The organism is Agarivorans sp. OAG1, assembly GCF_037076485.1.
GTDB classification, from domain to species: Bacteria; Pseudomonadota; Gammaproteobacteria; order Enterobacterales; family Celerinatantimonadaceae; genus Agarivorans; species Agarivorans albus.
The window spans coordinates 783,246-808,036 of the sequence record NZ_AP028990.1 but is presented as its reverse complement, the minus strand read 5'-3'; the positions used below and the strand labels follow the sequence as shown (position 1 = coordinate 808,036).

Sequence of the window (24,791 nt, the reverse complement as noted above, 5' to 3'; positions counted from 1 at the left end):
CTTTAATAACCTTTTATGTTCCTTGCAAAGCTAGCACTGCTGATGCTTTGTCAAATTGCCAGAAATAGCGTGCGCTAGCTGGTTTACCGATGTAATAGCCTTGCGAGTAATCCACTCCCAAGTTGATAAGTTCGTTGTTTAATGCTTCCGACTCTACAAACTCGGCTACCGTTTTATGGCCAAGCTGATTGGCAATATCAACCAGGGCTTGAATAAATACTTTGTCTTCATTCTGATTAAGAATTTCACGGACAAATGAGCCGTCGATTTTTAGGTAATCAAAGGGCAAATGCTTCAACGAATGAAAAGATGAATAGCCGACACCAAAGTCGTCCAGCGCGATGGCGCAGCCTAAAGCTTTAAGACGACGAATATGCTCTTCTGCTTGCTTCATGTTTGGCAGCGCGGCGGTTTCGGTAATTTCGAAGATAATCATATCACCAGCGATATTGCGGCTAACAAACTCGCGAGCAATGCGCGCAATCACCTTTTCGCTACAGAAAGAGCGTGCCGACAAGTTAATTGCAAGTTTATCGGTAAAGCCGTTACGCAGGTTAGTTTCCATTTGTTGCAGGGCCTGCTGTACAACCCACAAATCAATTTTGTCAATTTGGCCGTTTTTCTCAGCAGCCAAAATAAGTTGATAAGGCGAATGCAATTGCTCGTTTTCATCACGCACTCGCAATAGCACTTCGTAGTGTTCAACCTTGTTCAGCTTGTTATTCATGATTGGCTGATAGTGCAGCTCTAGGCGGTCACGCTCAATGGCGTTTTGTGCTAAGTCTAACCAGTAATGTTTTTTAGCCAGTTCTGTATCACTGTTTTCTGCTTGGAAGGTAACCACACAGTTTTTACCTAGCTCTTTTGCTTGGTTGTTACAAATATCTGCCTTGGCCATTAAGTCTTCAAAGCCGTTACCATGTTCAGGGAAGGCAACGATGCCCACACAGGCCGACGCGGTATGAATAATGTTATGTCCTGGTACACTCACCTGCGCCAACATGCTAATGATTCGCTGAGCCACCACTTCGGAATAGGCAAGGCTGGTGCCTTCCAAATAAATTGCAAACTCGTCACCACTAATACGCGCCAATAAAGTATCGTTTGGCAATAAGCGCTCCAAGCTTGAAGATACTTGGCGCAGCATTTCATCACCCGCGCCGTGACCACTGATGTCATTTACATATTTGAAATTATCAAGATCCACCATCAACAAACAGCCGTAGCGCTTCTCTTTAACCATTTGGGTAATGACTCGCTCAAATTTACGGCGGTTAGGTAAATCGGTTAAGTTATCGTAATTGGCTACCCACTCTAGTTCTTCGGCGCGGCTTTTAAGCTGCTGCTCCAAAGCTTCTAGCTGGTAGGAAAGACGAATTAAGGTGTGATTAAGCTCGTCAGATTCATCTTGTAAGAAACGCTTGCTGTTGCTTTCTAGGTTTCGACGGAAAAGGTTATGTGACGAGCGAGCTAATAAGGGCAGATTATCAATGGTGCGGCGGATCCGCCTAAGTGATGGACTCAGTGCAAATACAACAATCGCGCCGGCAAAAAACAACGCGCCAATACCAAACAGTAGGTTGTTGTAATCGGCACGCTTAAGCTGATTTAGCTGAGTATTTATGTCGTTCACAATGGCGTAGTAAACAGGTTTTTGCTGACTGGTATTATTTACCTTAAAAGCATGCAGCTCGGTAAGGCCCATCTCAGTATTAAACTGCTCCACCCCATGTATTATATTTTCAGCGTTTAAACCTACTAATAAGTCTTGAACCATTTCACGAAAAGCCGACTCTGCGTAAAGTAATTCAAGGCTGTTATCGTCGTTAAGCTCAACTAAAAAGTGATGGCTGCCTTGGCTTGCCGGGAAAAGCTCCAGCAATCGTAAGGAGTCGATACTGTAGAAAATTCGATAGCTGCCCTGCTCTTCCATTTTATCTAGGTCAGTTGCGATGATAATGCGACAGCTTAAGGGACAATCGAGTATCCATTTTGCTTGCACGTCGTCGGGATCTTTTAGCATCCACTCTAGCGCTTTCTCGCTATGGGCAATGTAACCAAATTCGTATTTTAAACCCTCTAGAGGGTCTACCACTGCAATGCTACGCACTGGTAGCTCGGTATTAGCCCGTAGGTCTTGCCAGAAAGAATCGAATATCGCAGGGAGGTTTTCTTGTTGGTAAGAATCAAAACGGTAAGACTGGCTTGAGGTTACGCCTTGTAAGCGCGCAAACACATCGCGGTAGTATTTTTGCAACTGGTATTGTTGGTTGTCGATAACTTGCGCACGGCCAAGCTGGAAAAAGCTTTTTAAGTTGTCATGGTTAAAGCTGATTAAGCCCACCAAGGTCACTAACAAAACACCGCATAACAGCAGCAATGCTTTACTGGCTAAACCTAATCGCAAATCGCGCATGCTCAATCTGTTCCCTATACCAAGTCTGAGGCCATATCGCCTTTGGTCTCTAGCCATTGTTTACGATCGCCCGAGCGCTTCTTGGCTAACAACATGTCCATCAGCTGCACAGTAGCTTCTTCCTCTTCAACGGTAAGTTGAACTAGGCGGCGAGTATTTGGATCCATGGTGGTTTCACGCAGTTGCAAAGGGTTCATTTCACCCAAACCTTTAAAGCGCTGTACATTAACTTTACCGCGTTTTTTCTCGGCCTCAATGCGATCTAGTATGCCTTGTTTCTCATCTTCATCGAGTGCATAGAAAACTTCCTTACCCACATCAATTCGGTACAAAGGCGGCATAGCAACGTATATATGCCCCTGCTCAACCAACGGTCGGAAGTGCATCATAAACAAGGCGCACAGCAGCGTGGCAATGTGTAAGCCATCGGAGTCAGCATCCGCCAAAATACAGATTTTGCCGTAACGTAATCCACTTAAGTCATTACTGTCTGGGTCAATACCAATAGCAACCGAGATATCGTGAACTTCTTGTGAACCCAATACTTCTGTCGCATCAACTTCCCAAGTGTTTAGAATTTTTCCGCGCAGTGGCATAACAGCCTGAAACTCACGTTCTCGAGCCTGCTTAGCACTACCGCCCGCAGAATCACCCTCCACTAAAAACAGTTCACCAGTTAACGGGTCTTGACTCGTACAATCGGTGAGCTTGCCGGGTAATGCCGGGCCAGAAGTGACCTTTTTACGAGCAATCTTTTTAGTTGAGCGAAGTCGGCGCTGGGCATTACTAATAAACACTTCGGCCAATAGCTCTGCTTGATCGGTATGGGTATTCAGCCACAAACTAAAGGCATCTTTAACAATCCCTGACACAAAGGCTGCTGATTGGCGCGAAGATAATCGCTCTTTAGTTTGTCCGGCAAATTGTGGATCTTGCATTTTTACCGACAACACATAACAACAGCGATCCCATATATCATCAGGCGTTAGTTTTAAGCCTCGCGGTAAAATATTACGAAACTCACAGAACTCACGCATGGCATCGAGTAAACCTTGGCGTAAGCCGTTTACATGCGTACCGCCTTGCGCTGTAGGAATAAGGTTTACATAGCTTTCGGTAATGCTTTCGCCACCTTCTGGCAACCAGCTTACTGCCCAGTCTACAGCTTCGTCCTTACTCGAAAATGCACCAGTGAAAGGATCTTCTGGCAGGCTTATGTAGTCTTTAAATGATTGGCTTAAATAGTCTTTTAGGCCGTCTTCAAAAAACCACTCGTCGTTTTGTTTGTTAACTTTGTCGACAAACTTAATGTTTAAGCCAGGACAAAGTACCGCTTTAGCGCGCAGTAAATGACGTAAACGAGAGACTGAAAATTTAGGGCTATCAAAGTAGCTGGCTGTTGGCCAAAAACGTACTCGCGTTCCGGTATTGCGCTTGCCTACCGTACCCGTGACCGTTAGTTCTTGAACCTTATCGCCGTTTTCAAAGGCCATTTCAAATAGCTGGCTATCGCGGCGCACTTGAACTTCAACTCTTGAAGACAAGGCATTCACCACGGAAATACCCACACCATGCAAACCACCAGAAAACTGGTAGTTATCGTTAGTAAACTTACCACCAGCATGTAATCGGGTGAAAATAAGCTCTACCCCGCTTACTTTTTCTTCTGGGTGAACATCGGTAGGCATACCACGGCCATCATCAATAACTTCGATGGACTGGTCTTCAAATAAGGTAACGGTAATAGCACGCGCATGGCCAGCTAAGGCTTCATCGACACTGTTGTCGATAACTTCTTGGGCTAAGTGGTTGGGGCGAGTGGTATCGGTATACATGCCAGGACGGCGCTTAACCGGGTCTAAACCACTTAATACTTCAATAGAGTCTGAATTATATTGATCAGCCATGATAGAAATTGTTACCTAAGTGCCAAAAAGTCGAGAATGGCAGCACAGTGATTTTCAAATCCTTGAAAACTGTGGTCGCCGCCTTCTTCAATGGTGAAAGTTGCTCCCTTATATTCTGTGACTGCTAAATTAAAGTCCAGCACTTCATCTGCGGTTTGTAGCATCACCCAAAGTCGCTGCTGACAACTTAATTGGCTTACTTCTAATTGCTTTAACTGCTCGATGTGCTGTTGTTCTAGTTGATAATGCTGCTGAGTATAAGGGTTTTGTTGCTCGCCTAAATAGTCTTTTAGCAGTTCATAGGGTTTAACTGCTGGATTAACCAGCACCGCTTTAGCTGTAGTTTGCTGAGCCACTCGGGTTGCTAAAAAGCCGCCCAAAGAGCTGCCCACTACACCGAGTTTTTTGCCACGGTGTTGATTGAGAATGTCTTCAATCTGCTGCCAAGCATCGTTGGGATAACAAGCAAGTTGCGGGCATACCAGCTGAATTTGATCTTGATATGGTTCAAGATATTGGGCCATTGCTTGCGCTTTAGCCGAATTAGGAGAGCTATTAAATCCGTGTAAATACAATAATACTGAAGGTGGCTCCACTCAATAACCTTTCGATTTAGGATCAGGAAGAAAACTGCGCTCAGATAGACGCCGCAAGCGAGTAGCAATGCGTCCTTCAGCTGTTAATTGCAAGTAACGCCAACCAGGTTGCTGATGATCTAAGGCAAAATTAGCCGATAAAGGCAAAAACTGAATACAAGTGCTGGGCGTTGCGATAAAAGCAATACCGTCGAACTGGAACTCATAGTTTTGATGAACGTGACCAAAGATCACCCCACGAACATTTGGAAAATCAGCAATAACCGCAAAAAACTCATCAGCATTTTTAAGGTTATGTTGATCTAACCATTTGCTGCCCACCGGAATCGCTTGATGGTGCATAGCAATCAACACATGTTTGTCGGGATACTCAGCCAAGGCTTCAGCTAGGTTATCTAACTGACGTTGACTCATAATTCCGTGAGGCTCACCTTCTAGCTGGGTATCCAACATAATGATTTGCCAATGCTCACTCACCAATTGCTTTGCAGCCAGCACCCCATGCTGCTCAAGCGTCAGCATGTTTTCTTGCATGTCATGATTACCCGGTAACCAAACACAAGGACGTTCTAACTCGGCAATTCGTTCGGCAAAACGTTGATAAGAGCGCTTGGTGTGATCTTGAGATAAGTCACCCGTTGCAAGAATATAATCGAAGGGGATATTGTCACTTTTAATGTTTTCTATGACTGCACCGAAACTGTCGTTGGTATTAACCCCCAACAAGCCTGTTTGCTCATCGGCAAACAAATGCGTATCGGTAACCTGCAATAAGTGCACACTTCCGTCTGGTGCTGTGTTTATGTTTAATTTATTAAATGCCACAATTTTTTCTTGTAGTTTGCTTAAGCAAACTCAACTTTAATCCGCTGTTTTAAACAAAATACTAACCAGTCATTAAGAAACTGATTTGTTTGATGCTTTTCATCTTGATGATGCATCTTTTTATTCGGGTAATCATACCTTGGTTTAAGCTTATAAATCTGCTGACTAGCACACACTTCCGCCAACCGTGCATCGTGATACAAACGCACCAACAGCTGCGGCTGCAGGTAATTATAGGCTTGAGCACTGGCTTGCCTTATCTCGTAAAGCGCCGTGTAGCGAGTAAGTTCTTTGCTTTCCAGTAAATAATCTTCACCCAATTTGGGGATCAAACGTAAAATTTGTCCCACTTCAAGTGGCCCTGGAAATAAACGCGTCATCAAGCTGTAATTGGCAGCATATAGCTGCATCAATTCGTCGAGATTGACTCGATAACGGGTGGGGCCAGTATTACTGGGCATCACCATCGCCATCATTTTGCCACTGCTGGCGTACCTTCTGCAAATTCAACTGCAACCACTGAATAGCAATAACCGCTGCTGCATTGTCGATAATACCTTGCTGCACCCACTCAAAGGCCTGCTCACGACTCACCACTTTAACCAATATGTCTTCGTTTTCTTTATCTAGACCATGAACACCGCCCGCTTGGCTGGCATCCACTTCACCTATGTACAAATGAATACGTTCACTTAAGCCACCAGCGCCCGGCAAAAAACTGTTGCAAGAAAATACCCGATTTACGCTTAAGCCCGCCTCTTCTTCGGCTTCGCGCACTGCCACCTCTAAAGGTGGTTGGCCGCTGTCTAGCATGCCGGCAACAATTTCCAGTAACCAAGGGCTAGCACCAGTTTCAATAGCGCCAATTCTAAACTGCTCCACCAACACCACTTGATCTAGCTTAGGGTCAAATAACAAAATACCGGCAGCGTGACCACGGTCCATCATTTCACGCTGAATCCAGTTACTCCAACCGCCTTGATACAAACGATGGCGCAGAGTATAGCGCTGCATCTTAAAGAAGCCTTGATATACATCTTCTACATCTTTGATTTCCACATCTTGATGAGAGAATTGACTACTATTGTGCAACTTTGTCATATTGACCAAGACTCCTTTTTGTAACGGTTGGTATAAAAATTGTCAGAACTTATTGATCAAACACAAGATTGACCGTAAATTTATGCTTTTTCTTTGTTATCTAGGTCTTACTCTAGAAATAAAGCTGGTATAGACTAGCATTAATTAAACTGTGGTAGTTTTAAACTATTAAGATTTAGTCTACACAAAGTAAATATCTATTCCCGAAATAACCTCGCTAACACAGCGACCAAAGGAAAGGCGTAATGAAGCTGAAAATCAAATCGTTAATATTAGCTTGTGGAATGAGCTCTTTAGCATTCCAAGCCCAAGCTGATGATTTATTGCAAATTTATCAACTCGCTCAAGAAAAAGATCCTGTAATTTTGCAAAGTAAAGCTCAGCGTGACATCGCCTTTGAGCAAATTACCGAATCTCGTGCATCACTGCTTCCACAAATTGGTTTTGGTGCCGGTGCTAAATACACTACTACCAGTAACGACACCATCGACAGCATTACCAACACCAATGCATCGGTTGGCCTTAGCCAGTCGCTTTACTCTAAAACCAACTGGACCAGCTTAAGTATCTCTGAAAAGAATGCGACACGTTCTGAAGCCGTATATGGTAATGACGTACAAAGCTTGATTATTCGTGTAAGTAATGCCTACTTCAATGTACTACGCGCCATGGATAACGTTACTTTTGTTGAAGCTAACAAAACAGCCGTTGGTCGTCAGTTAGAGCAAACTAAACAACGCTTTAACGTTGGTCTTACTGCGATTACCGATGTACACGAAGCCCAAGCTGAGTATGACCGTACCCTTGCCCAAGAAATTCAAGCACGTAACGACTTGTCTAACAGCTACGAAGACTTACGAGAGCTAACCGGTTTAGAGCACCGCGAGCTTAACATTCTTAATACCCAGCGTTTTGAGCCAAACCCACTTGAGCAAGGCTCAGACTTTTGGTTAGCTACTGCGACCGACCGCAACCTAGAGCTAAACGCTCAGCGCATTAGTAAAGAGATTGCTCAAGAGCAAATCGAATTAGCACAAAGTGGTCACTTACCAACCTTAGACCTAACTGCAGGTATTGGTTATGACAATAACCAATACGGTAACGACGCCTATGATTCGCTTCAAGGTGGTAGTTCAAATGCTGGTAATATTGGTCTTGAGTTCAACTGGCCTATCTACTTAGGTGGCAGCATTGATTCACAAGTACGACAAGCGCAGTTTAGCTACATCGCCTCTTCAGAAGCGCTAGAGCAAACCTTCCGCACAGTGCAAAGCACGGTTAACTCGGTAGTGAATAACGTAAGTGCCAGTATTGGTTCGGTTAAAGCCTTTGAGCAGACAGTAGTGTCTTCACAAAGCGCACTAGAAGCCACCGAAGCAGGCTTTGAAGTAGGTACTCGTACCATTGTTGACGTACAAGACGCCACACGTAACCTGTACTCTGCAAAAAGTGATTTAGCTAACGCCCGTTATGATTACATTCTTAACATGCTAGCGCTTAAACAAGCAGCCGGCACCTTAACTGAAGAAGACGTAGCACTGGTTAACTCTGGCTTAATGCCTCCCCAGTAATACCGTTGGTAAAGATTTGAAATAAAAAAGGCGCCAATTGGCGCCTTTTTTGAATCAACGACAAAACTAGTCGATTTGATTTTGACGAATAGACTTAATGATTTCTGAAGTTGAACAACCATCTTCGAAGTTAAGCACTCGCACTTCACCGCCATTGGCAATCACTTCTTGCCCACCAGCAATCTCTTCTGGCTTGTAATCGCCGCCTTTCACCAATAAGTCTGGCAATAAGTTGGCAATTAAACGCTGTGGCGTATCTTCACTAAAATCAACCACCCAATCAACCGCACCTAAACCAGCAAGCACCGCCATACGGCGATCTACACTATTTACTGGGCGCCCTTCACCTTTTAGGCGCTTCACAGAATCATCATTGTTTACTGCAACAATTAAACGGTCACCCAAAGTGCGTGCGTGATTAAGGTAAGACACATGACCGGCATGCAAAATATCGAAACAACCGTTGGTCATCACCACCGTTTCGCCGCGACGCTTAGCAGCCTCCAAAGAAAACTTAAGCTGTTGTTCACTTAACACGCCAAAGCCAGTTTCCTGCGAACCATATACTGCGTTGGCAAGTTCAATGGTAGACACCGTAGACGTACCTAGTTTTCCAACCACAATGCCCGCAGCGGCATTGGCTAAGGCACAAGCATCATCTAAGCTCGAGCCAGCCGCTAGTGAGCTAGCTAAAGTAGAAATCACCGTATCACCAGCACCGGTTACATCGTAAACCTCTTGTGCTAGCGCGGCTAAATGCAACTCTGGTTGGCCCTTACGGATAAGCGTCATACCATGTTCACTGCGTGTCACAAGCAATGCTTCAAGGTCTAACTGCTCGATTAGCGCTTCGCCTTTGCTAATAATTTCGTCTTCATCTTTACAGTGACCAACCACCGCTTCAAACTCAGAAAAGTTAGGCGTGAGCAAAGTTGCACCGCGATACTTATCAAACGCGCTGCCTTTTGGGTCAACCAATACAGGAACACCGGCATCGCGTGCCAGAGCAATTAAATCGCCAACTTGGTTTAATGCGCCTTTGTTGTAGTCAGATAAAATAACCACTTGATGCTGCTTCACCTGTTCAGCAAAACTAGCGCTTAAGTCTTTACTATCTACTTCATGAAAATTTTCTTCAAAATCTAAACGAATTAATTGCTGGTGACGGCTTAGTACCCGTAGCTTTGTAATTGTTGGGTAATCAGCAAACTTAGTAAATTGGCACTCTACACCAACCGCTGCCAACTTATTTTCTAAGGCTATGCCTGCTTCGTCTTCGCCGCTCATACCTAATAACGTAGAGCCTGCACCTAAGGCCACGGCGTTTAAGGCTACGTTAGCCGCGCCGCCAGGGCGTTCTTCAATTTGTTCAACTTTAACCACTGGAACCGGGGCTTCAGGCGAGATGCGCCCGGTAGGTCCATGCCAATAGCGGTCTAACATTACATCGCCAACTACTAACACCTTAGCTTGGGCAAACTCAGGGAGGGTTATTCTCATTGTTCACTCTCATCGAAAAATAATTATTAACAGTTTATCATAGTTAAACTTATGGTCTGCGGCATAATCTCTTGATATCCAGTAGACTTTACACATTATTACAGTGACAAAGTAAAATATGGCGAAAATTTCATCACCCAAGCTTAACGCACAATCTTTTCACCCAAAGAACTGGGGGGCCTGGGTATTAATTGGCTTTATGTTCAGCATCAGTTTGCTGCCTTATCGCGTTCAGCATTACTTGGGTTTAGGAATCGGCCGCTTAGGCCGAGCATTGATGAAATCACGCGTACATATTACCCGCCGCAATTTGGAAATCTGTTTTCCAGACAAAAGTGAAGCAGAGCTAGAGCAACTGGTTGAAGGCTGTTTTCGGCATTTAGGGCATTCGGTAGTGGATACCGCCAATGCTTGGTTTTGGCCACAATGGCGCTTTGCAAAACACTTTAAAGTAGAAGGCCTTGAACACCTTAAAAAAGCGCGTGAGCAACAAGGGGGGATTTTATTAGTAAGTGCCCACTTTTGGACCTTAGAAAGCCATGCTCGCGCTTATGGCACCTTGGATCCTGGTGTTGGGATCTACCGTCCTAACAAAAACTCGGTTTATGAGTACTATCAATATCACGGTCGCACTAAGTCTAATAAATACTTAGTAGATCGCACCGATGTGCGCGGTATGATTAAAGCTCTGCGCCAAGACAATGCGGTGTGGTACGCACCTGATCATGACTACGGTACCCACGCCGCGGTATTTGTACCGTTTTTTGCTCAAGATAAAGCTGCCACTATTACCGGTACCGCCACCTTAGCTAAAGTGAAAAACGTGCAAGTATTGCCAACCTATGCACTACGTAATGAAGATGGCTCAGGCTTTACTTTGGTTATTGAACCAGCCCTAGATAACTACCCGCAAGGTGATGATGAACAAGATGCACACACCATCAACCAAGTGGTAGAAAAAGCTATTCTACGCGCGCCCGAGCAATATATGTGGATCCACCGCCGCTTTAAATCTCGCCCAGAAGGTGAACAAGGCGTTTACTAATAAAAAGGCGCTGACTTTAACTTAAACGCAGCGCCTTTTTTAAGCCTTAAAACTGTTGTTTAGTACTAAGTAAACAGCTGTTGCCAAGTATCGGTCACTACACTTAAATCTTGCTTAAACTCGGCTTTGTTGGCCAAACGTGGCAAACCTTGCAGACCACAGCGATGACACTCATCACGAATATCCAAATAGCTTTGGCTTAGCCCCTGCGCTTGTTCAGGCTTTAACAAATCAAGCTCGGCACAGCTTTCAAATATTCTTACGTTGTCAGTCCATTTACTTAGCTGAGGATATTCTTGGGTATGCAGTAATACTAGGTATTGAGCAATGAACTCAATGTCTACCATACCGCCAGGAGATTGCTTGAGATCCAGAACGTCTTCTGTTTCTCGGCTTAAGTGTCCCTGCATTTTGCTACGCATCTCTTGCACTTGTTTGGCCAGCTCTGCAGCTTGGCGTGGCTGAGCCAAAATTTTATGGCGAACTTGGGCGAAACTCTCAGCGAGTTCTGCATCGCCATAAATTACTCTGGCGCGCACTAGCGCTTGGTGCTCCCAGGTCCACGCTTCCTTCACTTGATATTGCTCAAAAGCTTCAATGGCGGAAACCAATAAACCAGAAGCACCGGAAGGTCGTAAGCGCATATCCAATTCATACAGTACACCTGAGGCGGTGCGTGTATTAAACAGGTGCATAATTCGCTGTGCAAGCTTTAGATAAAACTGCTTACTGTCGATTTGCTTTGGGCCATTGGTATAGGTGCTACTGTCGCTATTGTGCAAAAAGACCAAATCTAGATCGGAGCTATAACCTGTTTCAATACCACCAATTTTGCCGTAACCCACTACCGCAAAACCACGTTGTTGTTCACCTAAATGCTCTGGGTAACCATGGCGCTCAACCATCTGGATCCAGGCTTGCTCAACCACCGCGTTTACTATCACTTCGGCTACCGCGGTTAAGTGATCACTCACTTTCATTAGCGGCAATGCACCAGCAATATCGGCAGCAGTAATACGTAACTGCTGAATTTGTTTGAACTGACGCAGCGCCTCCATTTGCTGTTCCATGTCATCGGGTGGAATACGCAACATAAACTCACGGAGCTGCTGGGCGTAACTGTCTTCGCTGGCCGGGTTGTACAGTAGCTTAGGATCGAGTAATTCATCCAAAAGAATAGGAAAGCTCGCCAGCTTTTGCGCCAACATGGCGCTGCCTGCGCAAAGCCTTAATAGTTGCTGCAACGAAGCTGGGTTTTCGGCTAACAGCTCTAGGTAAGCGGTTCTTGATAGAATCCGCTCAAGCAATACCATTACCCGCGGCAATACCAAACTGGTTTGAGGATGCTCAAACAGTTGCTGCAGTAAACTTGGCATCATCCGCTCTAGGGTTTGGCGACCGCGCTGACCAATTTGGCGCTTCTCTACGGCGTGCATAAAGTGGTACATGGTTTCTACGCGGGCTTTTTGTTCTTCCTCGCTACAAACATGTTTACTCATCAAGCTAGCAAGGGCTTCTCTATCAGCGCCGCAATGCCACAAATCATCATATTCTTGGCCTGCTTGGTGCTCTTCTTGTTCCTCTTCACCAATGGCAGATTGGAAGCAGGCGTTTACCTGAGTAAGTCCTTGCTGCAATTGTTGGTAGAAACTCTCCCAATTGTCATGACCCATTACCCAAGCAACGCGCTGCTGGTCACCGCTTGTATCCGGTAGGGTTTGAGTTTGCTGATCATCTATTTGCTGCAGAATGTTTTCCACTTGGCGTAAATACAAATAGTGTTCGCGCAGCATCTTGGTTTGAGCTTCACTCAACTCACCGTGCTCACTTAACTGCGACAAAGCCTGTAGTAGTGAACGGGTTTGTAGCACCGGCTCGCGCCCACCACGAATAAGCTGGAAAGTTTGTACAATAAACTCAATTTCGCGAATGCCACCCGAGCCCAGTTTGATATTGTCGCGCAAGCCTTTACGACGGATTTCAGAGTTAATCATAGCCTTCATCGAGCGCAGTGCTTGAATAGCACTAAAGTCGATGTAGCGACGATAAACATAGGGCTTAAGCATGGCCTGAATATCTTGGTCAAAGCGCAAGTCTTGGTTAATCACTCGCGCCTTAACCATGGCGTAGCGCTCCCAATCTCGGCCATGATGTTGATAGTAATCTTCAAAGGCTGCGTAACTAACCGCCAAGGGACCAGACTCACCAAATGGCCGCAAGCGCATGTCTACCCGAAATACAAAGCCATCTACAGTGGTTTGATCAATCAGTTGAATAAGCCGCTGCCCCATGCGAATAAAGAACTGCTGATTGGCAATACTACGGCGGCCACCTTGGGTTTCTCCGTTCTCGGGAAAACAAAAAATCAAATCGATATCGGATGAAAAATTTAGCTCTCGCCCGCCCAGCTTGCCCATGCCAATTACCACTAATGGCTGCGCATTTCCTTCGGCATCACTGGGTGTACCAGACTCACTGCAACAGCGTTTGTATAACCATTGATTAGCACAATCTACGCAGCTATCAGCCACAGCCGACACTTGGGCAAAGCTGTCTGTTACGGCTTGCTTTAGAAGCAAATCACGCCAAGCAATAAGCACCATTTGCATGCGGCGGAACTGACGCAGTACCTTTTTGGCACCGTCGTCGGTAATTTGCTCGGCCAACGTGGCACTTAACTGCTCACGCATTTGCTGTTCGTTTAAAGGCTGCTCTAACAATTGCTGTTGCCAAATATCAGAGAGAAGACCTGGCTGGCTAATGCAGCTTCGGGCGATAAAATCACTCAAAGCAAAGGCGGTTTTACTCTGCAACTGTTGTTGGGGATCTAGTTGCTCTAATAAATTTGGCGCTAACTCGATAAGGCGCTCCCAAGATTGCTCAGCAATAGTAGAAAGCTCGCTAGGGACAGGAAGAGTACTTGGCATGATGAAGAAAACCCGAATCCAAAATTTGGCTTAATATCATCATGATTCATGCTTAAGCACAAGCTGGATCGCAGGGAGTGTAAGCCATATCAAACTGGTGATTAGCTGATAGCAAAAAACCAAGCAAAAATTGACTTCATCTGCCATTTTTAAGCACCAAAAACCGTTGTTTGATAAAACTGGCGTATAGTAAAATCAGCCGTTCTTATCCTTCGGAATTAATAAATGAAAACGCACATCAATGCCTTCGACTTAGTGATGCTGTCTCTGTCGCTAATAGCCATTGTGATTGTTAGCAGCTTGTTCTTTTACCCTGCAGATTCTCAACTTAAAGCCTTACTGATCAATCTAGATACGCTTATTTGCGTTGTATTTATTGCGCACTTTATTGTGAGTGCTGCTCGCAGCAAATCTCCACTTGCTTATTGCAAACATCATTGGATAGACCTACTAGCGAGCATTCCTATGGTGGAAGCGCTACGCCTATTGCGCTTTTTCCATGCAATAAAACTGATTAAAGCCTTAAGCGAGCAGCGCCATTTGTTAGCGAGCTTAAAACATCGTCGAGTAGAATCCGCCGCGGCAACCGTTTTGTTCAGCTTGCTGGTGATAATTCTGCTGGGTTCTATTGGCATACTGCTGGCCGAGCAAGACCAAGCAGGCAGCCAAATAAGCAGCGCAGGCGAAGCCTTGTGGTGGGCAATCGTTACAATTTCTACCGTAGGTTATGGTGATTTTGTACCGGTTACAGATGCCGGTCGCATTATTGCTGGAGTGATGATTTTAACCGGCGTTGGCTTTTTTGGTGCGATATCAGGTTTGATGTCTACTTTTTTACTTCGTGGAAAATCTAATTCAGAGCATCAAATTCAGCAGTTGATCGTAGAGCAACAAAAAGAGCATCAGCAACTCAAACAACAGTTGAGCAATATTCAGCAACAGTTGAGTGAACTACAAAAGAAGTCTCATTGAAGCGCGGTCTAATTAATTACCTCGCAGCTTAAGCCAAACATGAGCTAGCGCTTCGTATGCCGCGGTATCAGCCTTGCCTATATGGCTAAGCCGCGGAATAAAGCTTTGCCAGGTAAAGCCTGCATGCCAGTTTTTCACCTGATAATAAGTAGGAGCGGCAGTAGGATAAAGCCCCTGCATGGCAAATAGGCGCATCGCTCTTGGCATATGAGAAGCTTGAGTAACTAAGGTTAATTGAGTATTCGGGTAAAGCTTGGCAATGTTAGCAGCTTCTTCAGCAGTGTCTTTAAGCTTATAACTACGAATTAATCGAGACTCAGGCACCCCTAAAGACAAGGCCAGTTTGGCAAGCATATCGGCATGCTGTACTCCACTGCCTTCATTATCACCACCCGATAATAATATTTTCACTTGCGGTTGTTGGCGCCATAAACGAGCCGCTTCCACAACTTTAACTGCGCCACAAGGCAGCACTTGACTAGATAGCGGCTGATTTTCATCTTGATAATGCAAACAGCCCAACACCACAATTATTTGCGTATCTGGTGGTAGAGAATGTAATCCGTTGTATTGTTTTTCCCAATGATAAAGAAGTGCACCGCTTACCGGATACAAGCTTAAACAAAACATCAGCAACAAACTAATTACGGCGCAGCTGCGGGCTAGTAGCTTATGACCGCGCAGTCCAAAAAAGAGAGCCAACAACAACAGCAGCCATAGTGAGGTACTAGGCATAGCCAGCACGGTGAGTAGTTTTTTTAAAGCAAAGCCGTCCACGACTTACCAATACACCGCTTGTTGCAGCGCTTGCTGGCGAGAAAACTCTAAGGCATCCAGTAAGGAGCGCTCTTTACGCTGCACCCATTTTTCAATGGCTTGCTGTAACTCAGCATCCAGCTCGGGCAATAGTTCTCGCATAGGTTTAAACAAACTCAGTTCTTCAATGCCCGATAAAATATCTACCCAAGGCAAGCGGAATTCTTGGCGCAGCTCTTGATCAAACAATTCACCAACACACATGCCCACCAGCAGGTTACGTCGCAGCTTAGTGGCCTGTTTCATATAAGCATTACAATCAAGCTGGGGCTCAGCCAAAGGCGATTGTTGCAAGTAATCCCAACTAGTTTGCAACATAGCTTTGGCTAAATGCTGAATATTCTCTTGTTGCAGAGCTTGGCTGTGCTGCCATTTAGCTTGATAAAGCCAACGGGTTATTTTTAACATCAAACTACAATAGCGGGCGCTATGCATTAATTGATAAACATCATCAGGTTGCGGCAAATCATGCTGACGCTGTTGCAGGGTTTTCAACAAAGAGCGTTGCTGAGGTAACTTCTTAATCAATGCACCTCGTTCAGCAGTCAGTTTATTTAAACTGGCAGCTTGGGTTAACCACGCAAACTGTCGGCGCAGCCAACGTAATTCATTAAGCCAAGCGCATTCTACTAAATCGCGCTCACTAAACATTTTGCAGGCTTGAAACAACATTTGCACCGCTAGAGAGACTTGCTCCAAAGCGGCAAAACTTCGCTGCTCCACAAATAGCTGTTCGTGGTATTGCCAATGTTCGAGTGCACCAGCAAAAATTCGATTTAAGCATTCACTAGTACTATCAGCATCACTAAGTTTAACTGCGCTTAGGGTTTTAACTTGTTGTACGTGAGCGGTAGCCAGCATATATCCACGCTGAGCTTTGCTAATGTTTGCTAAGCGTAAACCTTCTATTGAAGCAATGTCGCTGGCGAGTTCGAAAAGCTGACTAATGTCACCTTTCACAAACTCCAGCTCAATTTCGCATATGGCTTCGTGCTCGCTTCCTGCGGTAAGCGAACCTTGATCGAAAGCTACTTCAATTAGGGTATCGTTAGGTAAATCAACCAACCAAGTTTGTCTATCAAAGGTGGTAGTAAATAAAGGGCTTAGCTGATTATTAAGACTGGAAAGTTCGGCGCCGGCTGGCCATTCAACTTCTTCAAATAAGGCTAATTGTGGTTGGTTAGATTGAAGCACACAATTGTATTCGGGACGCTGGTGTAAACCGCCTACACTTAATCCATCGGTTTTAATGGTTTGAACATTGTCGCCATCGCCACTGCGAATACGTAAGCCCATACCCCAACGCATCAGTTGGCGGTCATCAGTATCAAAATAAACACTGGTGAGGGTTTTCACTTCGGTTTGCAGCACACTATACTGATTGAGCCGAGCCAATAACACCGACGCGCATTGAGGTGTAGCTAAGAGCTTGATTTCAATTTCATTGTTCATGGTTTATCCATGTAGGCTGATGCAGCGACCTGCTCCCTCTGTTCAGTTTTCATACAAAACCTTTGATTCAGCTCAAGTAAAAAGCAACAAATTGTAAGATAAATGCTTGCACTTAAGCTCCGCTACGTTACCATGCGCCTCGCAAAAAATATATCCTTTGCATAGCTAATTGGAACAGAGATTATGTCCGGAAATACAATTCTAGGTTTGTTCGCTAAATCGCCGATTAAACCTCTAGAAGAGCATATCAATGTAGTACACGAATGCTGTGAAGGTCTTGTACCTTTTTTTGAAGCAGTACTTAATAAAGATTGGAAAACTGCGGCAAAACGTCGTAGAGACATTTCAAACTTAGAAAAAGAAGCTGATCGCATGAAGCGTGAAATTCGCCTGAATCTACCTGGTGGTATTTTCATGCCAGTTGAACGTTCAGACGTACTCGAGCTGCTTACTCACCAAGATCGAATTGCCAATAAAGCAAAAGACATTTCAGGTCGCATGTTAGGCCGAAAGATGGAGTTACCACCTAAACTTGCTGAAATGTTCATGACTTACTTAGCACGTTGTTTAGATGCAACCGGTAAAGCTAAAGAAGTGATCAACGAACTGGAAGATCTACTAGAAACAGGCTTTAAAGGCCGTGAAGTAGACCTAGTGAAAAAAATGGTACACGAACTCGATATCATCGAAGACGATACCGACGCACAGCAAATCAAAATTCGTCGAAAATTACAAAAGCTAGAGAAGAAACTAGATCCTATCGACGCAATGTTCCTATATTTCATCATTGAAGCTATCGGCGAATTAGCCGACCAAGCGCAGCGCGTTGGTGCTCGCTTAGAACTGATGATCTATCGCTAAACAAAGAAAATACTTAGGTAACTCCAATGGAAATTCTTGCAACTTACGGCACTACGCTGATTATTATTGCGGCCGTTTTTGGCTTTGTTATGGCGTGGGGTATTGGTGCCAACGACGTAGCCAACGCTATGGGTACATCGGTAGGCTCTAACGCTATTACCATTAAACAAGCGATTATTATCGCGATGATCTTTGAATTTGCCGGTGCTTATTTGGCCGGTGGTGCGGTAACCAATACCGTACGTAAAGGTATCATTGATTCTGGCGCGTTTGTTAACACTCCCGAGCTATTAGTATTCGGTATGATTGCCGCGCTGCTTGCTGCTGGTACGTGGCTATTAATTGCCTCTTACAACGGCTGGCCGGTATCAACCACTCACTCTATTATTGGTGCCATTGTTGGTTTCGCCGCAGTAGGTGTAGGCACAGAAGCTGTAGAATGGGCCAAAGTGGGCGGCATTGTAGGTAGCTGGATTATCACTCCGGCTATTTCAGGTGTATTTGCTTACTTAATCTTTGTGAGCGCCCAGAAGCTTATTTTTGAACACGATAACCCACTAGAAGCCGCTAAGCGCTACGTGCCAGGTTACATGTTCTTAGCTGGCTTTATGATGGCGCTAGTAACCATCAAAAAGGGTCTTAAACACATTGGTTTAGAGCTAAGCAGTGTTGAAGGTTACGTTTGGGCAGTAGCCGTTGGCGTATTGGTTGCTATTGTAGGTAAAGTGATTATTAGCCGCCTAAAAATCGACCCTAAAGCCGACCGTCAAATGCACTACACCAACGTAGAAAAAGTATTTGCGGTACTAATGGTAATCACCGCTTGTTGTATGGCTTTTGCTCACGGTTCAAACGACGTAGCAAATGCTATCGGTCCATTGGCGGCAGTAGTTAGCGTAGTAAATAACAACGGTGAAATTGCCGCTAAAGCCTCACTAGCATGGTGGATTTTACCACTAGGTGGTTTAGGTATTGTGGCCGGTTTAGCCCTGTTTGGTCACCGTGTAATTGCCACTATTGGTAAAGGTATTACCCACCTTACACCTAGCCGTGGTTTTGCTGCTGAACTGGCTGCTGCAACAACAGTAGTAGTAGCCTCGGGTACTGGCTTGCCAATCTCTACCACACAAACCCTAGTAGGTGCGGTGTTAGGTGTGGGTATGGCACGTGGTATTGCCGCGCTTAACCTCGGTGTAGTACGTAGTATTGTAGTATCTTGGGTAGTAACACTACCTGCTGGTGCAGCACTGTCTATCGTGTTTTACTACATTATGTTGGCTATTTTTAACTAGTTACCCACTAAACTAGTTAACTTTACTCACATTAACAACGTTGCTGGTTGAGACTAGCAACGTTGTTTCGTACACTAACGGCGAAACTATTCTAAATAAAGAGATACGCCGTGATTGTCAGAACATTATCTGCTGCTTTTTTGTCGCTTGCCCTCGCCTTCCCTGCTCTTGCTCAAACTCGTTACATCTCTGACGACTTATATGTCTTCATGCATTCAGGTCCTAGCAACCAATTTCGAATTGTGGGTAGCGTTAACGCAGGTACTAAAATCAATCAGGTTGAATTCAACCAAGAAAACAAATACGCCAAAATTGTTTTAGAGAATGGCCGCGAAGGCTGGGTAGAAGCTAAATACCTTAATCGCTCTCCAGGCTTAGCTGCTCAATTAGAACAAGTGAAAAGCCAGTTAGAAAAAAGCCAAACTGCGCTTAAGCAGCAACAGCAAGACAGCGGCGCAGCCTCTGCCGAACAAGCTGAGCAAATTGATGCCCAGCAACAGCAAATTGAACAACTTCAGCTTACTAACGATCAATTGAACGAACAGCTTACTCAAATTAGCCAGCAAAATAATGCCATCCAACATGAGCTAGACACCAAAGATGAAGCGGTGCAAATGCAGTGGTTTATGCGAGGCGCAGGTGTAGCGGGTATTGGTTTAATTCTAGGTATATTGCTGCCAATGATCCCTCGTCGTAAAAAGCGCGATAATCAGTGGATGTAATCGCTGTTATTTTCCCATTAAAAAAGGCGCTTAGTGCGCCTTTTTTGTTAGCCCCACTTTTTTGTTAACCCCAATCTGACAAAGCATTCAGTCGACATAAGTTACCGGCAACCCGCAGCACAATGTCATCAAGACGAATCGCCACCAACTCGATGTTCTTGGTAACAAAATCCCCTTCAACCAACTCTTTATCATTAAGGGTGACATAACGACGGTTCGGATCTGACGAAAATACGTGCGAGTTAAAGGTAATGGCTGGTACCAATTTTTGCACCTCTGGGTCGAGCGCACCAACCATGGGTGCGTCGTCATAAGTACTAGGGTCAAGCTCAGCGTCCCAGCTTAAGGTATTGGTTGCTTGCACAGCCGCAGCAAAGCGTTGCTCTAAGCCCTTTTCCTCTGCCGAGCTAGGCTTGGCAGGTGTTGAATGCTGCACTGGCGCAGGCTTACTGGCCACCACAGTAGAGCGGTCGTTTGGCGTAGCCACTGGCTCTGGCGCTTGATACTGCGGAATAGGTGCATTTAATAAGGTTTCAAACTGCTTTTGGCGTAGCGCTAGCAAATCAACCTTTTCTAGTCCTTCTAATTGAGGCAAAGGCAACAGCTCAATCTCTAACTTAGGCTCAACCACCCGAGAGACCCGCATTATAGGTTTAGTTTCTAGCTCTTTAGTTACAGGCTGAACCGCAGCCTCCACTTTAGCCGGCGCGGTATCCTTGTTTGATTGCTGCCACAGCCAAAAACCACCAGCGCCTAAAGATAAGGTGAGAACCGAACTTAGCACTGCGGTTAATACTGGATTAACTGACGAGGGCGCAACTAAAGCAACAGCTTCGTTTGGCTGACTGCGGCGCTGTGCGTCTAAAATACTGGACATTAGTTCAACTCCTGCAAGCGCGGTTGATCAACGTAAATCTGTTGGTTAAGACGTAATAAAGTAAACACACCAGCTATGCCATCGGCACTTAGGCGATTTTGCTGCTGGAACTGCTGCACTTGGCGGCTTAACTGGGCATCAAAATTAAAGGTTTTGCGTGGACGCTGCCCTTGAATTAACGACAAGCTTTGTTCCAACCAATAAACGGCTTCGCCTTGGTTGCCCTGTTTAAGCACCCCAGTAAAGCCTGGGGGTTGCTTCCAGAGAACTTGAAACTCACCGTTCCAACGTTGGCCAAACCAAGATCGACTAACCATAATTGCGCGATCACCCATCCACAGTTCCAATTTAGGCCCCCAATGGCGCACCACCGCATAAAAGTAATGACCGTCTTCTTCTAGCTCAACTACCGCGGGAAGGTTCACTTCTCGCAAAGCCCGCTCGCCGCCTGTAAGGTTTAAACAATATAAATCTAAGCTTGTTACTAGGTTGCAGTTTGCTTGCGCATTCGCCACATCGTAACCCCAAGTACGCAACAATAATTGCCAAGAGCGCGCTGGCAAACTGTTGTTCGCTCGTAGTTGCTGCCACTCTTGCTTAATTGCTTGAATGTCATCTTCGCTTTGTTCCAACACTGGAGCAGGTTCTACAGCAACAATCTCGGCTGGGCGCTCAACAACTGGCGCAGCTATCGGCTGGTTGTCTATTTCAACTGCTGGCGTTTGCTGCAAGATAAACCAAGCCGCCACAATCAAGCAGCCTAATAAAGCACCACTCAATACATAGTTAAGGTTAAAGCCTTGAGACTTAGGCTCGCCCAAGGCCACTTCTTCAATCGCTTGGTTAAGCGCTTTTTTGTCTACCTGCATTTGGTCGCGGCCGTAGGCGGCTAACAGCGCACGGTCGCATAACAAGTTAATCACTCGCGGAATACCGTCAGCGGCCTTAAACAACTGCTTAATCACCGAGGGAGCAAATAGAGGGCGCTCACACCCCGCCACCATTAAGCGATGGCGCACGTAGGCTTCTACTTCATTTACGGTTAATGGCAGCAAGTGATAGCGAGCGGTAATACGCTGAGCCAATTGGCGTAAAACAGGTTGCTTAAGCTTTTGCTGCAGTTCGGGTTGGCCAATTAATACCACCCGCAATAACTTGCGTGTATCGGTTTCAAAATTGGTTAATAGCCGTAATTGTTCGAGGACTTCTACCGACAAGTGCTGCGCTTCATCAATCAGCAGCATAGTATTGCCGCCTTGGAAGTGGTTTTCTAACAAGCGCTGGCGAATCGCGTCACCAAAATCTTTTACGCTAAAAGAGTCACGGTCATATTCTATACTTAGCTCGTCACACACTGTGGCTAACAACTCTAGTTCGGTAAGGCTTGGGTTTAACACCAAGGCCACTTGGGTGTTTTCGGGCACTTGTTTAAGCAAGGCGCGCGACACCGTGGTTTTGCCGGTACCTACCTCACCAGTAAGCAATACAAAGCCACCAGTCTCGCCCAAACCAAAGGTAAGGTGAGCCAAGGCTTCTTTATGACGCTCGCTCATAAACAAGAAATCAGGGTTTGGCGCTATCGAAAAGGGACTTTCCTTTAAGCCAAAGTAATCCAAATACATTAAACCGCTATCCTTTCACCGATTATGGCTGCCACTTATATTACAAGTCGCAATCCAAGCCCTATTGAGCATTGATAGGTGTATAATACCCCCACGCAAGGCGTTTGTGGATATTAGTTAACGAGGAGTGATAAGTGGAAACCTATTTAGTCGGCGGAGCAGTACGAGATCAACTACTAGGTTTACAAGTAAAAGACCGCGATCACGTTGTGGTTGGCGCAACTCCCGAACAAATGCTGCATCTTGGCTACAGCCAAGTAGGCAAAGATTTCCCAGTATTTTTGCATCCTCACAGCCAAGAAGAATATGCATTGGCGCGCACCGAGCGTAAACAAGGCACAGGCTACACCGGCTTTAGTTGTGATTTTTCCGATGATATTCGCTTAGAAGACGACCTCTTACGACGCGACCTTACCGTAAATGCCATTGCCCGCGCAGAAAATGGTGAGCTAATTGACCCTTACGATGGCCAACGCGACTTAGACGCGAAGCTACTACGCCATGTATCGCCCGCCTTTGTAGAAGATCCGCTGCGAGTATTACGAGTAGCCCGCTTTGCCGCGCGTTTCCATCACCTAGGATTTAAAGTTGCCGATGAAACCATCGAGTTAATGCGAGAAATTGCTCACTCGGGCGAATTAGCGAGCTTAACCCCAGAGCGTATTTGGCGAGAACTAGAAAAAGCGCTTGGCAGCCAATCACCACAAGTATTTTTTGCGGTATTGCGAGAAGCGGACGCACTGGCGGCCTTAATACCAGAACTGGATGACTTATTTGGAGTACCAGCCAGTCCCAAATGGCACCCAGAAATAGACACCGGTATTCACACCTTAATGGTAATAGAGCAAAGTGCTAAACATGGCTATAGCGACCTAGTGCGCTTTGCAGCCTTGTGCCACGACTTTGGCAAAGCCTTAACCCCTGAAGAAAAGCTACCTTCTCATCCAGGCCACGGACCTAAGGGTGTAAAGTTAATCAAAGCCTTTTGCCAACGCATCAAAGTACCTAACGAGTACCGAGATTTAGCGCTACTTGTCGCTGAGCACCACATTACCATTCACAGCGCTTTGGAACTTCGTCCCGAAACCGTATTAAAGCTGTTTAACCGCTGCGATGCTTGGCGCAAGCCAGAACGTTTTACCCAAATATTAGAAGCTGGCGTGGCCGATATTCGTGGTCGTTTAGGTTTTGAACAAAACGATTACCCTGCTTACAACTATTTGCTATCGCAACTCGAGGTAGCCAACAGTGTGAACATTCAAGCCATTGTGCAACAAGGTTATAAAGGTGAAGAGATTCGCGAACAGGTGCACCTAGCGCGGCTTAAGCTGATTAAGCAAGAAAAACAGCGTTATTTACAGCATCTTGAGCAATAAGCTGATTGAACAGTAACCAAGCCAAGCAATTCATTACAATAAAAAAGCACGCCCATTGGCGTGCTTTTTTTTGTTCGAACTAAAGGTCGTTTAACTTAAGGCTAAAAAGGCAAACAAAGTAATACCCAGTAGCATTCGGTAGATAACAAACGGCTTCATACCTACCTTGTTAACCCACTTAATAAACAAGTGAATACAAGAATAAGCACTGATAAACGACACCAATATACCCAGCGACATCGCCGACCAATCAATATCCACCGGATTATCAGCCATGTCTTTGCCCATAAGAACACAAGCGCCAACAATTACTGGAATAGACATTAAAAATGAAAAACGCGCCGCGGCTTCGCGGGTTAGGCCCAACATTAAGCCTGCTGTAATTGTTATACCACTCCGCGAAGTACCAGGAATAATCGCTATGGCTTGTGCAACACCCACAAACAGCGCTTGTTTCCAGCCAATTTTGTACTCGTCGTGCACTAACTTAGCTTGCGAATCGGCCCACCATAACAAAGCACCAAATACGATGGTGGTTGTCGCAATCACATACGCAGAGCGCAAGTACTCTTCAATCAACGATTTAAACAAGCCGCCAAACAGTACCGCAGGAATAGTGGCTAAGATAATTAACCAAGCAAGCACAGCCTCGGGGCTGCGGTTACCAGTAAACGAGCTTAGCCACGCTTTAAGCATGGCCCATACTTCTTTTCTAAAGTAACCCAATACGGCAAACAAACTACCTACATGCACCGCAACATCAAAGGCAATCCCCTGATCATCCCAACCAAATATCTGCGAGGGCAAAATTAAATGGGCAGAACTGGAAATAGGTAAAAACTCGGTCAAACCTTGGATCAAAGCCAAAAAAATGGTCTCAAATGTACTCATTCTTGGTTCCTTGCTGCTAAAA

General features: G+C 45.4%; 20 protein-coding genes. 7 read left to right on the top strand and 13 right to left on the bottom strand.

Annotated elements, in window-relative coordinates:
• Positions 1-13: 13 nt before the first annotated feature.
• From OAG1_RS03790 to nudF, 6 genes are read right to left on the bottom strand one after another with little or no spacing between them, the layout of a single operon-like run.
• Positions 14-2,416: a GGDEF domain-containing phosphodiesterase gene (locus OAG1_RS03790; RefSeq protein ID WP_016401655.1), complete on the bottom strand. Its 2,403-nt coding sequence runs from the start codon at positions 2,414-2,416 to the stop codon at positions 14-16.
• Positions 2,417-2,430: 14 nt separating this feature from the next.
• Positions 2,431-4,323 (bottom strand): DNA topoisomerase IV subunit B, encoded by a 1,893-nt coding sequence (gene parE / locus OAG1_RS03785; RefSeq protein ID WP_016401656.1) that lies wholly within the window; start codon positions 4,321-4,323, stop codon positions 2,431-2,433.
• 11 nt (positions 4,324-4,334) lie between these two features.
• A complete protein-coding gene (gene yqiA, locus OAG1_RS03780) occupies positions 4,335-4,919 on the bottom strand; it encodes an esterase YqiA (RefSeq protein ID WP_338624090.1) in 585 nt (194 codons plus the stop codon).
• Positions 4,920-5,744, bottom strand: coding sequence for a 3',5'-cyclic-AMP phosphodiesterase (gene cpdA, locus OAG1_RS03775; protein WP_338624088.1), 825 nt, complete (start codon positions 5,742-5,744; stop codon positions 4,920-4,922).
• 20 nt (positions 5,745-5,764) lie between these two features.
• On the bottom strand, positions 5,765-6,205 hold the full coding sequence (locus OAG1_RS03770; protein WP_152784276.1) for a DUF1249 domain-containing protein: 441 nt from the start codon (positions 6,203-6,205) through the stop codon (positions 5,765-5,767).
• Positions 6,195-6,845 (bottom strand): ADP-ribose diphosphatase, encoded by a 651-nt coding sequence (gene nudF, locus OAG1_RS03765; RefSeq protein ID WP_338624084.1) that lies wholly within the window; start codon positions 6,843-6,845, stop codon positions 6,195-6,197. Before nudF ends, OAG1_RS03770 begins: the two co-directional genes overlap by 11 nt.
• A gap of 245 nt (positions 6,846-7,090) precedes the next feature.
• On the opposite strand from nudF, the gene tolC reads away from it, so the two are divergent.
• The gene (gene tolC / locus OAG1_RS03760; protein ID WP_016401661.1) at positions 7,091-8,416 is read left to right on the top strand and encodes an outer membrane channel protein TolC; all 1,326 of its coding nucleotides are present in this window, start codon (positions 7,091-7,093) and stop codon (positions 8,414-8,416) included.
• A gap of 66 nt (positions 8,417-8,482) precedes the next feature.
• On the opposite strand, the gene hldE is transcribed toward tolC, so the two are convergent.
• Positions 8,483-9,916, bottom strand: a complete 1,434-nt coding sequence (gene hldE, locus OAG1_RS03755; protein ID WP_338624080.1) for a bifunctional D-glycero-beta-D-manno-heptose-7-phosphate kinase/D-glycero-beta-D-manno-heptose 1-phosphate adenylyltransferase HldE — start codon at positions 9,914-9,916, stop codon at positions 8,483-8,485.
• Positions 9,917-10,034: 118 nt separating this feature from the next.
• On the opposite strand from hldE, the gene lpxL reads away from it, so the two are divergent.
• Complete coding sequence (gene lpxL / locus OAG1_RS03750; protein ID WP_338624077.1) at positions 10,035-10,961, top strand: LpxL/LpxP family Kdo(2)-lipid IV(A) lauroyl/palmitoleoyl acyltransferase; 927 nt, start codon at positions 10,035-10,037, stop codon at positions 10,959-10,961.
• Between the two features lie 65 nt (positions 10,962-11,026).
• Here lpxL and glnE read toward each other — a convergent pair whose 3' ends face one another.
• Positions 11,027-13,888, bottom strand: coding sequence for a bifunctional [glutamate--ammonia ligase]-adenylyl-L-tyrosine phosphorylase/[glutamate--ammonia-ligase] adenylyltransferase (gene glnE / locus OAG1_RS03745; protein WP_338624075.1), 2,862 nt, complete (start codon positions 13,886-13,888; stop codon positions 11,027-11,029).
• A 225-nt stretch (positions 13,889-14,113) separates the two neighbouring features.
• Between glnE and OAG1_RS03740 the strand changes: the two genes are divergently transcribed.
• Positions 14,114-14,860: a potassium channel family protein gene (locus OAG1_RS03740; protein WP_338624073.1), complete on the top strand. Its 747-nt coding sequence runs from the start codon at positions 14,114-14,116 to the stop codon at positions 14,858-14,860.
• Between the two features lie 12 nt (positions 14,861-14,872).
• Here OAG1_RS03740 and OAG1_RS03735 read toward each other — a convergent pair whose 3' ends face one another.
• Entirely contained in the window at positions 14,873-15,637 is a 765-nt protein-coding gene (locus OAG1_RS03735) for an ElyC/SanA/YdcF family protein (protein ID WP_338624071.1), read from the bottom strand.
• Positions 15,638-15,640: 3 nt separating this feature from the next.
• Complete coding sequence (locus OAG1_RS03730; RefSeq protein WP_338624069.1) at positions 15,641-17,128, bottom strand: CYTH domain-containing protein; 1,488 nt, start codon at positions 17,126-17,128, stop codon at positions 15,641-15,643.
• A 183-nt stretch (positions 17,129-17,311) separates the two neighbouring features.
• Here OAG1_RS03730 and OAG1_RS03725 point away from each other — a divergent pair, with 183 nt between their 5' ends.
• The 3 genes from OAG1_RS03725 to OAG1_RS03715 all read left to right on the top strand — a co-directional run bounded on the left by OAG1_RS03725 (position 17,312) and on the right by OAG1_RS03715 (position 20,003).
• Positions 17,312-17,989: a TIGR00153 family protein gene (locus tag OAG1_RS03725; RefSeq protein ID WP_016401668.1), complete on the top strand. Its 678-nt coding sequence runs from the start codon at positions 17,312-17,314 to the stop codon at positions 17,987-17,989.
• 26 nt (positions 17,990-18,015) lie between these two features.
• On the top strand, positions 18,016-19,281 hold the full coding sequence (locus OAG1_RS03720) for an inorganic phosphate transporter (RefSeq protein WP_016401669.1): 1,266 nt from the start codon (positions 18,016-18,018) through the stop codon (positions 19,279-19,281).
• Between the two features lie 110 nt (positions 19,282-19,391).
• Complete coding sequence (locus tag OAG1_RS03715; protein WP_338624064.1) at positions 19,392-20,003, top strand: TIGR04211 family SH3 domain-containing protein; 612 nt, start codon at positions 19,392-19,394, stop codon at positions 20,001-20,003.
• Positions 20,004-20,067: 64 nt separating this feature from the next.
• On the opposite strand, the gene OAG1_RS03710 is transcribed toward OAG1_RS03715, so the two are convergent.
• Entirely contained in the window at positions 20,068-20,880 is an 813-nt protein-coding gene (locus tag OAG1_RS03710; RefSeq protein WP_338624062.1) for a general secretion pathway protein GspB, read from the bottom strand.
• Positions 20,880-22,502, bottom strand: coding sequence for an AAA family ATPase (locus OAG1_RS03705; protein WP_338624059.1), 1,623 nt, complete (start codon positions 22,500-22,502; stop codon positions 20,880-20,882). Before OAG1_RS03705 ends, OAG1_RS03710 begins: the two co-directional genes overlap by 1 nt.
• A 134-nt stretch (positions 22,503-22,636) precedes the next feature.
• Between OAG1_RS03705 and OAG1_RS03700 the strand changes: the two genes are divergently transcribed.
• Complete coding sequence (locus tag OAG1_RS03700; RefSeq protein ID WP_338624057.1) at positions 22,637-23,878, top strand: multifunctional CCA addition/repair protein; 1,242 nt, start codon at positions 22,637-22,639, stop codon at positions 23,876-23,878.
• 90 nt (positions 23,879-23,968) lie between these two features.
• On the opposite strand, the gene OAG1_RS03695 is transcribed toward OAG1_RS03700, so the two are convergent.
• Complete coding sequence (locus OAG1_RS03695) at positions 23,969-24,769, bottom strand: undecaprenyl-diphosphate phosphatase (RefSeq protein ID WP_338624054.1); 801 nt, start codon at positions 24,767-24,769, stop codon at positions 23,969-23,971.
• Positions 24,770-24,791 lie beyond the last annotated feature (22 nt).